17 protein-coding genes and 3 pseudogenes are annotated in these 15,076 nt (G+C 59.3%); 16 read left to right on the top strand and 4 right to left on the bottom strand.

Going from position 1 to position 15,076, the window contains the following annotated elements; all coding sequences use genetic code 11:
• The first annotated feature begins 143 nt into the window (after nt 1-143).
• From ACTJLB_RS27545 to ACTJLB_RS27510, 8 genes and pseudogenes are all read left to right on the top strand, one after another.
• The gene (locus tag ACTJLB_RS27545; protein ID WP_440785193.1) at nt 144-563 is read left to right on the top strand and encodes a winged helix-turn-helix transcriptional regulator; all 420 of its coding nucleotides are present in this window, start codon (nt 144-146) and stop codon (nt 561-563) included.
• Between the two features lie 359 nt (nt 564-922).
• Nucleotides 923-2,266 carry a Na+/H+ antiporter NhaA gene (gene nhaA / locus ACTJLB_RS27540; protein WP_440785192.1) on the top strand — a complete coding sequence of 448 codons (1,344 nt, stop codon included), beginning with the start codon at nt 923-925 and terminating at the stop codon, nt 2,264-2,266.
• A gap of 515 nt (nt 2,267-2,781) precedes the next feature.
• Nucleotides 2,782-3,030 (top strand): AbrB/MazE/SpoVT family DNA-binding domain-containing protein, encoded by a 249-nt coding sequence (locus ACTJLB_RS27535; RefSeq protein ID WP_440785191.1) that lies wholly within the window; start codon nt 2,782-2,784, stop codon nt 3,028-3,030.
• Nucleotides 3,024-3,344 (top strand): type II toxin-antitoxin system PemK/MazF family toxin, encoded by a 321-nt coding sequence (locus ACTJLB_RS27530; RefSeq protein ID WP_440785190.1) that lies wholly within the window; start codon nt 3,024-3,026, stop codon nt 3,342-3,344. The genes ACTJLB_RS27535 and ACTJLB_RS27530 overlap by 7 nt, the downstream gene beginning before the upstream one ends.
• A 256-nt stretch (nt 3,345-3,600) precedes the next feature.
• Nucleotides 3,601-3,951, top strand: a complete 351-nt coding sequence (locus ACTJLB_RS27525) for a hypothetical protein (RefSeq protein ID WP_440785189.1) — start codon at nt 3,601-3,603, stop codon at nt 3,949-3,951.
• Between the two features lie 14 nt (nt 3,952-3,965).
• Entirely contained in the window at nt 3,966-4,151 is a 186-nt protein-coding gene (locus tag ACTJLB_RS27520) for a hypothetical protein (RefSeq protein ID WP_183802273.1), read from the top strand.
• Nucleotides 4,152-4,166: 15 nt separating this feature from the next.
• Entirely contained in the window at nt 4,167-4,373 is a 207-nt protein-coding gene (locus ACTJLB_RS27515) for a hypothetical protein (RefSeq protein WP_315697566.1), read from the top strand.
• 76 nt (nt 4,374-4,449) lie between these two features.
• Nucleotides 4,450-4,866: pseudogene (locus ACTJLB_RS27510) on the top strand (zinc-binding dehydrogenase); the annotation flags it as partial.
• A gap of 28 nt (nt 4,867-4,894) precedes the next feature.
• On the opposite strand, the gene ACTJLB_RS27505 reads toward ACTJLB_RS27510, so the two are convergent.
• Nucleotides 4,895-5,614: a Crp/Fnr family transcriptional regulator gene (locus ACTJLB_RS27505; protein WP_338944161.1), complete on the bottom strand. Its 720-nt coding sequence runs from the start codon at nt 5,612-5,614 to the stop codon at nt 4,895-4,897.
• A 221-nt stretch (nt 5,615-5,835) separates the two neighbouring features.
• Nucleotides 5,836-6,699 carry a sensor histidine kinase gene (locus ACTJLB_RS27500; RefSeq protein ID WP_440785188.1) on the bottom strand — a complete coding sequence of 288 codons (864 nt, stop codon included), beginning with the start codon at nt 6,697-6,699 and terminating at the stop codon, nt 5,836-5,838.
• A gap of 508 nt (nt 6,700-7,207) precedes the next feature.
• Between ACTJLB_RS27500 and ACTJLB_RS27495 the strand changes: the two are divergent.
• Both ACTJLB_RS27495 and ACTJLB_RS27490 read left to right on the top strand, forming a co-directional pair.
• Nucleotides 7,208-8,202, top strand: a pseudogene (locus tag ACTJLB_RS27495) (DnaJ C-terminal domain-containing protein).
• Nucleotides 8,203-8,208: 6 nt separating this feature from the next.
• A complete protein-coding gene (locus ACTJLB_RS27490; protein ID WP_408197744.1) occupies nt 8,209-8,517 on the top strand; it encodes a chaperone modulator CbpM in 309 nt (102 codons plus the stop codon).
• 32 nt (nt 8,518-8,549) lie between these two features.
• Here ACTJLB_RS27490 and ACTJLB_RS27485 read toward each other — a convergent pair whose 3' ends face one another.
• Nucleotides 8,550-9,845, bottom strand: a complete 1,296-nt coding sequence (locus ACTJLB_RS27485; protein ID WP_408480704.1) for an NRAMP family divalent metal transporter — start codon at nt 9,843-9,845, stop codon at nt 8,550-8,552.
• Between the two features lie 359 nt (nt 9,846-10,204).
• On the opposite strand from ACTJLB_RS27485, the gene ACTJLB_RS27480 reads away from it, so the two are divergent.
• The 6 genes from ACTJLB_RS27480 (at nt 10,205) to ACTJLB_RS27455 (ending at nt 14,235) form a co-directional block, all read left to right on the top strand.
• A complete protein-coding gene (locus ACTJLB_RS27480; protein WP_338943471.1) occupies nt 10,205-10,477 on the top strand; it encodes a hypothetical protein in 273 nt (90 codons plus the stop codon).
• A gap of 39 nt (nt 10,478-10,516) precedes the next feature.
• On the top strand, nt 10,517-10,966 hold the full coding sequence (locus tag ACTJLB_RS27475) for a type II toxin-antitoxin system HicB family antitoxin (protein ID WP_440785187.1): 450 nt from the start codon (nt 10,517-10,519) through the stop codon (nt 10,964-10,966).
• Between the two features lie 104 nt (nt 10,967-11,070).
• Nucleotides 11,071-11,277 (top strand): hypothetical protein, encoded by a 207-nt coding sequence (locus ACTJLB_RS27470; protein WP_440785186.1) that lies wholly within the window; start codon nt 11,071-11,073, stop codon nt 11,275-11,277.
• A gap of 4 nt (nt 11,278-11,281) precedes the next feature.
• Complete coding sequence (locus ACTJLB_RS27465; protein ID WP_440785219.1) at nt 11,282-11,389, top strand: universal stress protein; 108 nt, start codon at nt 11,282-11,284, stop codon at nt 11,387-11,389.
• Between the two features lie 405 nt (nt 11,390-11,794).
• Nucleotides 11,795-12,658 (top strand): S66 peptidase family protein, encoded by an 864-nt coding sequence (locus ACTJLB_RS27460; RefSeq protein WP_440785185.1) that lies wholly within the window; start codon nt 11,795-11,797, stop codon nt 12,656-12,658.
• A gap of 125 nt (nt 12,659-12,783) precedes the next feature.
• Entirely contained in the window at nt 12,784-14,235 is a 1,452-nt protein-coding gene (locus ACTJLB_RS27455) for an IS1182 family transposase (RefSeq protein WP_102636543.1), read from the top strand.
• A gap of 627 nt (nt 14,236-14,862) precedes the next feature.
• Here the strand turns inward: ACTJLB_RS27455 and ACTJLB_RS27450 are convergent.
• Nucleotides 14,863-14,955: pseudogene (locus ACTJLB_RS27450) on the bottom strand (integrase); the annotation flags it as partial.
• Nucleotides 14,956-15,076 lie beyond the last annotated feature (121 nt).

Genomic DNA, 15,076 nt, shown 5'->3' with positions numbered 1-15,076 from the left:
GGCACCGGCGGGGCGGGAGCAGGGGTGGAATCAGAGCTCTCTGCGGAACGGTCTTTGTTTGAGGGCAGGTCTATCATAGAGACCTATGCCTCGCGCTGTAAGGAGGCAGTTTTTTGTTACCAGAAGAGTTAAAGGGAACCCGAATGAGCACCGCCCAGAATGCGATCGAGAGATTCAGCCGATATCAACGTCAATTAGGCGACGCCCAGCCCGCACACTGCGCGGTTCGCGACGTGCTCGACCGCATCGGCGACAAATGGAGCATGCTCATGATCATGGAGCTCGCGACGCGATCGCAGCGCTTCAGTGGGCTTCACCGAGCCATCCCGGACATTTCCAAGCGCATGCTTACCCACACACTTCGCGATCTGGAGCGCGACGGACTCATCACCCGCCATGTTTTTCCCACCAGCCCGCCAAGCGTCGAATATCGTCTGGCTCCGCTAGGCCAATCCCTGCTGGAACCGATGGCGGCCCTCATCGATTGGGCCGATCATCGTTATCCCGAGATCAATGCCGCGCGCGTCCGCTTTGACGGCGCACCCGGTGATATCCCACGCTAGGTGCTAGGCCTGATGTGAGAGTGATGGCGAAAGCCTGGAGCGGCCAGTTTATGTCCGGCTTCGCAGATGGCGTGGAAGGGGTTTGAGAAGATACGCACCAGCGTCCTCGCAAGAGGTTTCCGGCAAAGCGCGGTTATATAGGAGAACCGCGGTGCTATGTGAGTCGTCGGCGTCCCATACCCAAGCGGCTGGCGCGATTCAATAAAGAGTCCAATCCGCCACGGCGCGGTAAGCGTCAGTGTCCCTTAGACATCCACCTGTACAATAAGCTCAGGGTGTCAGCTGCGACGAGGCGGCGGGACAGGATTTCGCGTTGGTCGGGCCGCCACGCGGGACCTTTGACGCCCGTCTTATTTCTCATGCTCCAGCAATCCGCTCGACAACTTCAGCACATCGCCCGTAGAGCCCGCACCGCACTGGAACACTTTCTTCAGATCGAGGCTGCAAGCGGCATCGTTCTTCTCATCTGCGCCGCCGCTGCGCTGCTTTGGGCCAACTCACCGTTCAGCGAGGCTTACCATCATCTCTGGGAAGCACCGGTTGCATTTACAGTTGGCCCGTTCGAGTTTTCCAGATCGCTGCACTTCTGGATTAATGATGGGTTGATGACTGCATTCTTTCTCGTGGTGGGGATCGAAATACGTCGGGAAATGCATGAAGGATCATTAAATGAAGTTGGCCAGGCAATATTGCCGCTCGCGGCGGCCGTTGGAGGCGTCGTCGCGCCCGCTCTCATTTACGTCGCGGTCAACTATTCGTCCGGTGAGATCCGCGGGTGGGCAGTCCCGACGGCCACCGATATTGCGTTCGCCGTTGGCGTTCTCGCGTTGCTTGGACGATCAATCCCCGGCAATCTGCGAATCTTCCTTCTTACTCTGGCCATCGTCGACGACATCATTGCGGTTCTGGTCATCGCATGCTTTTACTCGTCTGGACTCAACTACACAGGCTTTGGGGTAGCCGCAATCGGTGTCGCAATGGTGCTCGTCATGCAGCGGATCAGCATCGGTTTCGCGCCCGCGTACGTCGTTCCTGGAGCGATAATCTGGGCGGGGCTGCTCGTAAGCGGAGCACATCCGACGTTGGCCGGCGTCGTTCTTGGGTTGATGACACCCGTCACGCCGACGCTCCGTCGGGAGCGCGCGCTCGTCGAGATGTCGCATGGTACCGGCAGTATGGTGCAGCAAGAGGGCGCAGCGTCAGATAGCACCGACGGACTTGCCAAACCGCTACAGGTGCTGCGCCTGGCGCAGCGTGAAATGCTTGCGCCCGTGGTTCGGGTGCAGTGGTCGCTCCATCCCTGGGTGGCTTACGGCATCATGCCGCTCTTTGCGTTGGCCAATGCTGGCGTGAGCTTCAGCGGACTTGGTTTGACGGGCGGTCAGGCGCAGTACGTCCTACTTGGCATCATCGCCGCCTTGGTACTGGGAAAGCCCATCGGCGTCTTTCTGACGACTTGGACGCTTGTGCGAACCGGAATTTGTCGGCTCCCGGTTGGCGTGACATGGAACGGCATCGCGCTGGTCGCACTTCTCGCTGGCATCGGCTTTACGATGTCGATATTCATTGCGATGCTCGCATTTCGCGATCCGCAGATGCTTTCTGTCGCCAAGCTTGCGGTGCTGATCGGCTCAGTTACCGCCGGTGCGTTGGGGCTGGGATGGGGCGTGGTCCATGGGCGACGGGCGCTGCGGCGTGATTAATGCCGATTGGATGTCCGCTAGCGGGCGCTCGTCGGATGCTCGAGTGTCTGCACGCGGCAGACTTCAGTGTCTGAATGTGGCCGTTGGGTGAAGTCGCCAACGGCCGCTTTATGGTGCTCCAGTCCGCAACACGCTGATTCGACTGACCGACCGCTGTGGGTTGTCTGACCGGGGGCGGACCAGCCCGCTGACAGACGCGGACGCGGCCCGCTCGATCTTCGGAACGCAACAACGATTGTAAGCATCAGCCACGGAAGGCGCATCCCAAATATGAGAGTCATATCGGCCAACCGTGTCCCCGCCTAGATTGTGATGCTTGCCACTTATAAAAACGGAGCTTGACCACATTTTGCCCGATCTGGCTGTGTCCGATAAAAAGCTGCGACAGATGTTTCGCGACGTGTTGTGACAGTCATCTCCGATTCGGCGGGCCAGACAAGCAACGTGGAACGTTATAACATTGTCTTTACTTTCGCGGTGCAACGGATTAACATTGTTCTTACCTTGGAGGATTCATGAAGACGACGATTCGCAGAATGGGGAACTCGCAGGGCGTGCTAATTCCCAAGCCTGTCCTCGCGCAACTCGGGCTGGAGAGCGAGGTGGAGATGGAAGTCGAGAACGACGCGATTGTTCTGCGCCGCCCCAAGCACAAAGCCCGTGAGGGTTGGGCGGAAGCAAGCAAGGCTCTGGCCGAGAGCGGTGACGATGCTCTGGCCATGGGCGAGTTTTCGAATGCCGATGACGCGGAGCTTGCATGGTAATGCGGGGGGAAGTCTGGTTGGTCGCACTTGATCCGACGCTTGGTAGCGAGATTCAGAAGACGCGCCCCTGTGTCGTCGTTTCGCCTCCGGAAATGCACGACCACTTGCGCACCGTCATCGTCGCGCCGATGACTTCCAAGGGCCGTCCAGCGCCGTTTCGGGTTTCCGTGACGTTCAAGCGCAAACAGGGTTTGATCCTCCTGGATCAGGTTCGCGCAGTAGACAAGGTGCGCCTGGTTAAGAAAGAGGGTGCGGTTGCCGATAAGACGTTGTTGGACACCCTGCGGACCTTGCAGGAAGTCTTTGCGGAATAGGGAAAATCATGAGCAATACAGACCTCCAACGTAAGCAGCGGTGCGCCAACAGGCTGCATTTCCTCGCTCAGGAGCAGGTGCGCGTTGGACGGCAGATTCAGCAATTGAACTACGTTCCTACGCCTGAGCTAAAGGCCCAAATGGATTCGCTAATCGCTGAGTACGATCGCGCAGTCGCTGACTTCGATGCGGCCAGTGAGACTTGCGATACGCCTGTTTTCGTCGCAATTGGTCGATAAGATTGGAAAACGACGGCATGAAGCACACAGTTGAAACCATCAAGACAATCAGCAGCAGCGCCGACAACGCGAGGACCATCGTTTCGGAATTCTGCCAAGAGGCAGTGTCTGAAGCGCGGGCGCGTTTGGCGCGTGTCAAGTTGATCGCGAACCTGAGCACGATCCTTGACGCCGAACAGTTAGCCATCGCTGCCGACGCTCGGGCGGGAATTCGCCATATTCATGCGGCGATGCAGGAGGTCAATGAGTACCACCATCGCGGAGCAATGGCCGGTCGGTTCGATGACGCGTTGCTGGAGATTGGAAACGCGCAAGGCGAGGTCGAAGGGTTATATCGGTGGCTGCATATGTTGTGCACCCGCGATTAACAACGGAAAACGACATGTTCGAAATTTGGGCAATCGAGGCCGATGGTAACCGCGTCTTGGTGCGCGATGCCGTAGTGGATCGAAGCTTGGCCCGCGCGCTGGTTAGTGAAGGCAATAACGGCGCGGCTATCCGAGGCGAGCCGCACAGGTACGTCGCCGTTCCCGACCCGGATGCGGTCGATGCAGAGAGCCAGACTTGAAACGGGAGGCAGAGCATGAAACGACTCGAATACAGGCTTTGCAAAGACCGGCATGGTGCGCCGCTTGTCACGCTCGACTCTGCGATGGGGAATGGGCAAGACATCTATCCCGCGACGCTCCGGGCGCTGGCGAATGCTTTGTTGCAGGTCGCGGACGCGGCGGAACAGACGCAGCTCGGCAAGCACGAGCACTGGAAGTCGGGTGTTATCGAGCTGGAATAGCAAAGACCTGCGAAAACTTTTCATCGCTGTGAGCGCGCCCATCACAAGTTCAAGCAGCCTGTCTGGTTCTCCATAGCACACGACGTCCTCCCGGCGATGGCATGTGTGCCGCAGCAAGACGGATTTCCGCAGGCTCCTGGCAGTCGCCGGAAGATTCGGAGTCGACACGGCTATCGAAGCGGTAGGTATTCCGGCCACTTTTGAATTGTGTGAAGATCTGATCGCACCGGGCGGCACGATTGCCAACATCGGTGTGCACGGTGCAAAGGTGGATCTGCATCTGGAACGTCTGTGGGACCGAAACATCACGATCACCACGCGGCTCGTCGATACGGTCAGCACGCCCATGCTGCTCAGCAGCCTGCGAGCCAACAGGATCGATGCGAAGCTATTGATTACCCATCGCTTCAGATTCGTCGATATCCTCGACGCTTACGAAACCTTTTCGCATGCAGCGGACACCCGGGCACTCAAGGTGATCATCGAGATTTAAGCTGCTTTTCGAGGGGTACGAACTCCGTCTACAGCGCAGGCACGTCAGGCAGCAGGCGGTCGAACTCCCGCCTGACGACGGTATAGCACTCGCAGACACGGGCCTCGAGCCCCGGGCGGTTGAGCACTTCAATATGCCCGTGACTATAGCGAATAAGCCCTGCATCCTGCAGTTTCAGCGCTGCCTCCGTGACGCCCGACCGCCGCACGCCGAGCATGTTGGCGATCAGTTCCTGCGTCATCTTCAGTTCGTTCGACGGCAAACGGTCGATGCTAAGCAGCAGCCATCGACACAGCTGCTGGTCGATCGAGTGATGACGGTTGCATACCGCTGTCTGGGCCATCTGGGTAATGAGCGCCTGGGTATAGCGTAGCAGCAGCCGCTGCACGGGTCCTGCGCGGTGAAACTCGTCTTTCAGAATCCGGGCATCAAGCCGGTAGGCCTGGCCGGCGCTCTGCACGATTGCCCGGCTCGGCGTCGTTTCTCCGCCCATGAAAAGCGCGATGCCGATGAGTCCTTCCTTGCCGACGATCGCGATTTCTGCCGATGCGCCGTCTTCCATTACATAGAGCAGCGAGACGATCGATGTAGTGGGGAAATAGACATAGTCGAGCCGATCCCCTGACTCATAAATGACCTGCCCCAAGGGCATATCGACATGCACCAGATGCGATTCAAGACGGCCCCACTCCGTTTCTGGTAGAACGGAAAGCAGACAATTTTTCTTCGGATGATCTCTGTCCGCCATCTGCCGCTCCGTGATTTTCTGCAGGGGATACAGCACGACATTCTCGCAACCATGCGTTCCATGCCTATCGGCCGGAAGTCCATGTTCCAATTATAGTTCGCGCGGTTGATGCGACAAAAACGGGTGTCGGGCCTTTCCGGCCGCGAACGAACGCTTTGACGGCCGATTATTTCGGCGTGGAAAGCCGCGTGCCGCTGGCGCACGCCGAGCGGAGGACGTCGTCACACGCAGTCGGACTCGCGCGATAGTTGGCCGACGGGCAACCGGACTGTAAATTCACTGCCGGCACCGGGGCCCGCGCTCGCGGCGAGAGCCGTGCCTCCGTGCGCCTCGGCGATCGCGCTGACGACGGCGAGGCCGATCCCCAGACCGCCGGCACTGGCCGCTATCGTCCGGGTGGATTGAGCAAAAAGGTCAAAAATATGCGGTAACAGCTCCGATGATATGCCCAACCCGTCGTCGCTGACGGACAAAACCAGACTCTGATCTTCCGCCAGCGCCGTGACGCGGATATGACCGCCCCGTGGCGTGTACTTCACCGCGTTGTGCAGGAGGTTATTGACGGCCTGCGAGAGACGGACGGGATCGCATTCGATGCGCAACGCCCGGTCGGGAATGACGACAGCCAGGGTCTGGTCGCGCGCAGCGGTCGCCAGCGCCGCGGCGTCGAGAGGATCAGCGAGAAATTCCATCAAACCGACCTCGCGCTTGACGATACGAAGCGCGCCCTGGCCGACGCGGGTGGCATCCATCAGATCGTCAGCCAGTCGGGCGATTGCATCGACCTGGCGTTCCACAGTCTCGATCATCCGGATGACGTCCGGCTGATCGGGTGACGTTCTACGAATGACCTGGACCGCGAGCCGGAGTGGCGTCAATGGGCCGCGCAGTTCGTGTGCGACGATTGCAAGGATTTCGTCTGTCACATTGGGAGCTTTTGTCTTTCCGAAGGCCGGCTGCAACCTGCTGTAGGGACTGATGATAGCGGGTGCGGGAGGACATCCGACGAGTGCTTTCGTCGAATCCGCGGGAGAGAACGCAGGCGCACCGATGGAAGGCAGAACGAACGCCGGAAGCAGTGACATGTTGATCCCCAGGTTGCGACGCGTGAACCGAACTCGTTTTCGAAGCACGCTTTGGCGACCGACGGGGTAGCGTCGCGTACGGTTCGCTCGTGGCATGTGCTACTTTTTCTCGCGTCTGCCTGCATCGCCAGAGCGGCCCGAAAGCCGCGGGCGCGTGCAGGGTTGACCTTTACAGTCTCATGGTTCACGCCGGCGAGTCTGTACGGTAACGTGCAACCGCTCATAGGCCCTTGCTGCTGACGTGACAGTAGGGCATAGGTGCGCCGGTATGGCGGCTAACGCCAGCGTAAGCGGTAGATGATTGTGGTCCGCCCGCCGACCAATATGGGCCGGTGCGATGGGATGGGAGCGCCGCCATCGCGCTGGTACGGCACCGTACTGATTTCTGGCGCGTTTAGCTGCAACCTGTAAGGCCTGCGCACGCGCATGCCGTTACTTCTACTGCAACGAAACCCAACGAGCAGCGGGGCGACGGTGTACGCCCATTCCCTCGCGTCCGGTCGTCATCATGAAATACAGGGACTACTACGAGATCCTCGGCTTGCCACGCGAAGCGACGCAAGACGCTATCAAGCGTGCGTATCGGAAGCTCGCGCGCAAATATCACCCGGATCTGAACAAAGATAACGGCGCGGAAGACCACTTCAAAGAACTGGGCGAGGCTTACAAGGTGCTCAAGGACACGGAAAAACGCACCGCATACGATCGGATGGGCAGCAGTTGGCGAGACGGCCAGGATTTTCAGCCACCGCCACAGTGGGATGAAAATTTCGAGTTCACGGGAAAGGGAAACACGGCGGCAGAACCACCACGGACTTCAGTGAATTTTTCGAAGCGATGTTCGGCCGCGACCGTGCGGGCGATCACTCCAGGCAGGCAGGCGGAAACGCAACGGCGGGTGATCTGGAAGGCGCTTACAGCGGCGCCCAGTGCTCGATTCCTGGACAGGATCATCACGCAAGAATCACGATCGATCTCGATGACGCCTATCGCGGCGCGCAACGCGCGATTTCGCTGGACACACCCATGCTCGATGCGCAAGGGCACGTCGCAGTGCAGTCGCGTACGCTCAATGTTTCCATTCCCAAGGGCATGCGCAGCGGACAGCATCTGCGGCTCCTGGCGCAAGGCGGCGCCGGTTTCGGAGAGGGACGAGCGGGCGACCTTTACCTGGAAATCACGATACGGGACCATCCGCGCTTTCGCGTCGATGGGCGCGATGTGTCGCTCGACGTGCCCGTCGCGCCCTGGGAGGCGGCGCTCGGCGCAAGCATCCAGGTACCGCTGCCCGACGGCGCCGTCGAAATGACGATACCGCCTGATTCCGGCGGTGGGCGGCGGTTGCGGCTCAGGGGCAGAGGCATTCCTGGCAATCCGCCTGGTGACCTGTATGCGGTCTTGAAGATCGCGCTGCCGCCTGCCGACAGCGAGCGTTCGAAGGCGACCTGGAACACCATGCGCCAGGCGTTCGAATTCGACCCGCGCGCCGATTTCTACAGGTGAATCACCATGAGCGAGCCGTCGACGACCTGGATTGAAGGTCACATTGTCGAAGAAGATAGCGAATTCACACTGACGGGTTTGTGTCGTGCGACGGGCGCTTCTGAAGAGCAAGTCGTTCTGTGGGTGTCGGAAGGCGCGTTAGGACCGCATGAGGGCGCGCCGTCGGCGTGGCGTTTCAAGGGCTTGTCGCTCTGCCACACGCGCATCGCGTTGCGGCTCGTGAACGAATTCGAGATCAACGCGCCGGGCATTGCTCTCGCTCTCGACCTGCTCGAAGAAATCGACTCGTTGCGGGCGCGCATCGGGCGCTTATAGTGCCGACGATACCGTCAACGGCGCGCGTCGTCCTATCCGAACCATGTAATGGCCATCGCAACGACGGTCGTCGCCATCACGATCGTGGCGATCCAGCCGAGAACACGCAACGTCAGCGGCAGGGTGAAACCAGCCATGATGTCCTTGCGCATCGCTAGTAGCATCATCGCGATCATAACAGGCACGGCAACCACGCCGTTCAGCACTGCACTCCAGTAAAGCGACTTGACGGGATCGATCGAGGTGAAGTTCAGGCCTACGCCGATGGCTGTCGCAGCGCCAATGACCGAGTAGAACGCCTTGGCCTGGAATGGCTTGCGCGCGAGGCCGACGGTCCACGAAAAGAGCTCGCCCACCGCATAGGCAGCCGATCCGGCGAGGACGGGAAGCGTGAGCATGCCGGTACCGATGATGCCTGCCGCGAACACGACAAACGTGAACTGGCCGGCGACCGCGCGCAACGCCTCGGCCGCTTCGGCCGACGTCTGAATGTTAGTGACGCCGTGAGCGTGGAGGGTTGTCGCGGTTGTCACGACAATAAAGAACGCGATGACGTTCGACAAGGCCATACCGAGATAGGTGTCGATGCGGATGCGGCTGAACTCGGCCTGCGCCTGCTCGGGCGCGCTGGTCAGCGCCAAGGCGCCGGGGCGTTCCTGCTCGTCTTCGACCTCCTGTTCCGCTTGCCAGAAAAACAGATACGGGCTGATAGTCGTCCCCATCACGGCCACGATCGCCACGAGATAGTCGGGGCTGGCCGAGAGATGCGGCCAGATTGTCGCCCGGCCAACCTCGGTCCACGGCACCTTCACGATGAACGCGCAAATCACATAACTGAACAGCGACAGGCATAGCCATTTCAATACCGACACGTAACGTGCATAGCGCGTGAAGATTTCAAGCGCCACCGAAAGCAGACCGAAGAGGCATACGTAGAGCAATGCGGGGCCGGCAATCAGCAGTTTGAGCGCTGCCCCCATTGCACCGAGATCGGCGCCGAGATTGATGACGTTCGCGATCAGCAACATGCCGACAATCGCACGCGACAACCAGGGGGAATAGTGCCTGCGAAGATTGCCCGCGATGCCGTAGCCGGTAACGCGCCCAATGCGCGCGCTGATTTCCTGAATCGCGGCCATGAGCGGATAGCTGAATAGCAACGTCCATGCGAGACCGTAACCGAACTGGGCGCCGACTTGCGAATAGGTGGCGATGCCACTGGGGTCGTCGTCGGAGGCGCCAGTGATCAGGCCTGGGCCCATGATCTGCAGGAGCTTCGGGTGCTCGGGTTGCTTGACCGGGATTGCGACTGGCGTGAGTGTGTCCATGTTCGGTGGCTCCCGGGCCGCTCCGATGGAGCATGCCGTTTCCCTTCATTGGCTGTTGCAAGAAACGTAACCGTATCCTGGTAGGAAAAGTGTGCGCCTGATCCCGATCAAGGTCGGTACGGCGACGTACGGGGCGGGGACGCCGTACTTCCGGAGGTGGGGCGAGGTGGCGAGGAGCTTGCCTTTCCATAAATCATGGCGCGAAATACGGCCGTTACGGCATCCGCAAGTTTTAGTTTGCTTTGCGGCGTCATTAAGCGCATTGTGAAGTGATCCAGATGTACCTCTGGCCGCCCTTTTTTCGCATCCGGATAGATACAGTTCAATGACGGTCAGCACCATTGACGGAGCGCGTCATCATGACCATTCCCACCATCGAATACAGAGGGTACGAGTTACGCGCGTACGCTCATCAGGAGTTTCCGCTGCATCGTGACCCGTATGCCAAAGGTCCGCGGCGGTTTTCATCTGTCGTGCGCATCGACACCATTCAGCCCGGCGAGGCCAAGGCCCGGCGCTATTCGACGTTGTTCACTACAGCAAGTCCTACGACCGCTGGTGACGCCATCGACCTCGCGATGCAATTCGGCAAGGACATCGTCGACGGCAACGTTCAGGCGAGCGGACTCTGACCGGATGCCAGTCGCTCCGCAACTGGAGTGGAGCAGGTCATGCAATATCCGCTTTATGTGCACCGCGATGGCGACACCGGCTTTCGCGGCAGTTTTCCCGGGTTCCCCCATGCAGTTGCGCACGGCAGTTCGATGGATGAACTGAAGAGCGACGCGCCGAAGGTTGTCGAACTGGCCTATGATGGCAGCGAGCAACTCATACCCGCTCCCACCTGCAGTACATCGGAATTGCATGCGCTCGACATGGACGATGGGGTGGGAATCTGGATGTTTGTCGACATCAATCTGGTGCGGGTTACCTCGCGGGCCGTGGCCATCCAGTTCAGTGTGCTCGAAAGTCTGCTGCAGCAAGTCGATCTGGCCGCAAGCGAACGTCACATCACACGGTCTGCGTTCCTCACGCTGGCCGTCGTACACGAACTCGCGAGCCGGTACAAAGGACAGTCGTCCAGCATGCCTGTTTCCCAACGGGTCTTCGTGGACGGATGACGCCGCGTGCGCCACGACACCGTTACGAGGTGAAGCGCCATCCAGACTATCAGGGTGGCGCCAACCGCCCGTCGGCGAACCAGCCTGTCTCACAGGAGTGGATCATGAACGATGACCAAATCAATGCGGAAGAGTCGGCAGAAAGCAAAAGACGTAGAGAAGCCATGCAGAATGCGACGGATGATGGTATGCCGGTCGCCGCGGAAATTGAAGAGCGAGACGCCGCGGAGATCCGATACAGAAAGCCGAAGCAACGGATCAGGCATGCGAGGAAATGGCTGGGCGCTGGCAGTGGCTTAATGCCAACCTAACCATATCATAGAGGGATCACATGGGCACTCGGCGATTGCCAATCTCGTCCTTGGGTCCGTGACATCAGGTATCCTGGCGCGTTGCGGCATCCCGACTCTCATCGTTCGCTAGTTCAAGAATCCGTGGTGCCGCATGCGGTGTGTCGGCAGGCCGTCGTAAGTGACAAGGGAGCTACGGCGTGAACGGCTGCATTTCTGCCAAACTCGGCCATCCGCCGGAGTCGTTCAAAAGGCGGATGTGGGTCGACTTATGTCTCCCGCATATGACCCGCGGTTCGAGACTATCGCTGCGCCAGTGCGGCGTGAGGCGCTGCGACTGCGAAGGGACGATCGACTTCGTCGCCCGAATCGCCGACAATCGATTCCGGACGGAATTCCGACTGGTGACAACGAGCAGGCTCGAGGCAACGATGTCTGTCTTCCAGGACAAAAGCGGGTTCTTGCTTGCAGCATAGCTCAGCGTTCGCTACAAGGACGTTGGCATCTGTCGACCGGTCAACACAGTGGAGCAATCGACGTGACAGTGGAAGGCAGACGGGTGGCGGTCATTGCGCCGGCAGGCATTCCTGACATGGATAACCTCGCGCAGGCGGTGTCGCTGCTCGAGAGTTGGGGGTTTCCTGTCTCCGTGGGCGCGCACGTGGCTAACCGGTTCCGGTATCTCGCTGGAGCCCATCAGCATCGCACTGGCGATCTGCTTGCGGCGTTGTCGGATCCGGCGATCGACATCGTCTGGATCGCACGCGCCGGCTATGGCTGTGCGCATGTGCTGCCAGCGCTGCCCACTGCTGTGCCATGCGGGAAAACCGTGATCGGCTTTTCCGATGCGACCGCGCTTTTTTACGCGCTACGGCAGATTCCAGGCATCGGCGTGATTCACGGCCCGACGCTCAACGGTCTCGCGACGAAAGTTGACGACGTGTCGCGCCGCAGTGTTCTCGATACGCTCACAGGGGTCACACCGGCGCCGCTGCCACTCGAACGTCTGCATGGAGCGGCTGATTCGATCACAGGGCCGCTTGTCGGCGGCAACCTCACGGTACTCGCGAGCACGGCTGGCAGCCGTTGGCAGCCTAGCTTTCGCGACTCGATTGTCGTGTTGGAGGACGTTACTGAACTTGCATACCGCATCGACCGCAGCATCATGACGCTGCGTCACGCCGGCGTCCTCGATGGCGCACGTGCGATCGTGCTCGGAGACTTCATTCGCTGTCCGTTGCCAGCCGGAGCCGACTACTCACTCGAGGACGTGCTGCTGGACGTGCTGGCGCCGATAGGCGTCCCAATCTACGGGGGCCTCCCCGTCGGACATGGTGAGCGCAATCTGTCGTGGGTAGTTGGGCGGTCTGTCGAGATCCGCGGAGGCATGTTGCTGCGATAGTTTTGGCTTTCGCATACCCCTTGCGATCAGCGATCGTTGAGGCAGCGGACAAGGTTCGGCCGAGGTTGTGTAAAAACTCAGATGATCATCTAGACTGAATCAACCTGCTGGATCGAGAGGCGCAGATGGGGCGATTTGTCGAAGGTGCGGAACGCAGTCAGACGACACTCCTGCCGGAATGTCTCGATGACTTTATCGCTGAAGATAATCCTGTGCGGATTGTCGACGCATTCGTCGAAGAACTCGAACTGGCATCCCTCGGATTCGAAGGCACTACGCCGGCAAGCACCGGGCGACCTTCTTACCACCCAGCCGTACTGCTCAAGATCTATATCTACGGCTATCTCAATCGCGTGCAGTCTAGCCGACGCCTGGAGCGGGAGTGCCAGCGCAATGTCGAATTGATGTGGCTGACCGGCCGGCTTGCGCCGGACTTCAAGACGATTGCCGAGTTCAGGCGGAGCAATGGCGAAGGCATTCGCAACGTGTGCCGTCGCTTCGTGATGATATGCCGTGACCTGAAGCTGTTCACACAAGCGGTCGTAGCCATCGACGGTAGCAAGTTCAAGGCGGTCAACAGCCGCGACAACAACTTCACGCCCAACAAGATTGCACGGCGTCAGGAGCAGATCGAGCAAAGCATCCAGCGTTATCTGGACGCGCTGGAGACTGCCGATCGCACTCAGCCGGCCGAGGTAGAAACGAAGACTGAACGCCTGCGGGAGAAGATCGAGACGCTGCGTGAACAGATGCGCGATCTGAAACGCGCAGCGGAACTCCTGAACGATCTGCCGGAAAAGCAGATCTCACTGACCGACCCGGACTCACGCTCGATGATCTCCCAAGCCAAGGGTACGGGCGTGGTTGGCTATAACGTTCAGGTCGCCGTCGACGCCCGGCACCATCTCATCGTTACCCACGAAGTCACGAACGTCGGCAACGACCGGACGCAGTTGAGTCCGATGGCCAAAGCGGCGCGCGACGCGATGGGGAAGAAGAAAATCAAGGCACTGGCAGACCGTGGATATTTCAGCGCACCAGAGATCAAGGCGTGCGACGACGCGGGTATCGCGGCACTGGTACCTAAGACGCAAACATCTGGTGCAAAGGCCGACGGCCGCTTCGATCGGGCTGACTTCATTTATATCGCCAAAGACGACCAGTATCTATGTCCGGCGGGCCAGCGTGCGATTTACAGGTACACCTCGTTTGAAAGGGCGAATCTGCTGAAATTGCGGACCTACTGGAGCAGTGCCTGCCCACACTGTCCACTCAGAAAGCAGTGCACACCGGCGCCGTATCGGCGCATTCGCCGATGGGAACACGAAGCGGTACTCGACAGAATGCAACGCAGACTGGATCGTCAGCTCGATGCGATGACAATACGGCGACGGACGGTCGAGCACGTGTTCGGCACGCTGAAGCACTGGATGGGCTCAACCCACTTCCAGATGCGCAGGCTTGGGAACGTCTCGACTGAAATGAGTTTGCATGTGCTGGCGTACAACCTCAAACGCGTGATGAAGATCCTCGGATTCGCGAAGACACTGCGAGCGATGAAGCTGGCAGGCGCGTAATCTCACGCCTGCCCATGCTCGCCGGCGCATCTCAATCTGGTCAGCCTTCAGAGATCGTCAACTGCGAAGACGCGGCGGCCTCACAGTTGGCCTACCCGCCCGTCGGCCCATACGTTTTTACACAACCTCGGCCAATACCGGTCGTTCGTCATTCGGACTTTGGTTGTCGATAATCGGCCAACAAACACCGTGTGGCCTATCGCGTTAATCGAGACGCCGTAGATGGCGATACCAGAGAGCCTTGTTTGATTTGGGGTCAACAAGGGAGAGAATTAGGTCGCCTTGCACGAAGTCGATATCGCCTTTCTGGAAGCTGTTCTGAACGATGTCGGCTTGCCATATTTCGTGATAACCCTTCTTATCTGAGCGACTTATAACGATATAACCTTCTCCACTCGCCTCGACTGTTTCGTACTTCCATGAAATTTCTGGCAGATTCGGTGGTGAGGCAAACGGCGGGGCGTCCATGTCGGCAGCCGTTAGTGGAGGAGAAGGCGCAGCTGGTCGGCTCAAGCTCTTGAATACACCATCTTTCCGGTAAGCGAACCACTGACACTCTGATGGCCATGGGTTCGCCCGAAGAATTTTCGCCTGGAGTGCATCGGGGAAACGCGCCAGTTGCCAGTCGCGGTTCAACTGTCGCGTGCTTAACTGGTCGAGCGGATCGAGCCCGGGAAACAGCCACCCGCCGTCAAACATCTTGCCCTGCGCACGGGCCATGCTGCGTATTCCGGCGAACGTGATCACGCATTTCGGCGGATCGTGATCATGGATTCCGAATGATCGTGATCACCCGTTTCGGTTGATCGTGATCGCTGATCACAGGTTTCCGAAACGCGTG

The sequence above is a fragment of the Paraburkholderia sp. 22098 genome, from assembly GCF_052045935.1.
Classification (GTDB): domain Bacteria; phylum Pseudomonadota; class Gammaproteobacteria; order Burkholderiales; family Burkholderiaceae; genus Paraburkholderia; species Paraburkholderia caledonica.
The sequence above is the reverse complement of the archived record's forward strand: the minus strand, read 5'-3'. Positions and strand labels throughout refer to the sequence as shown.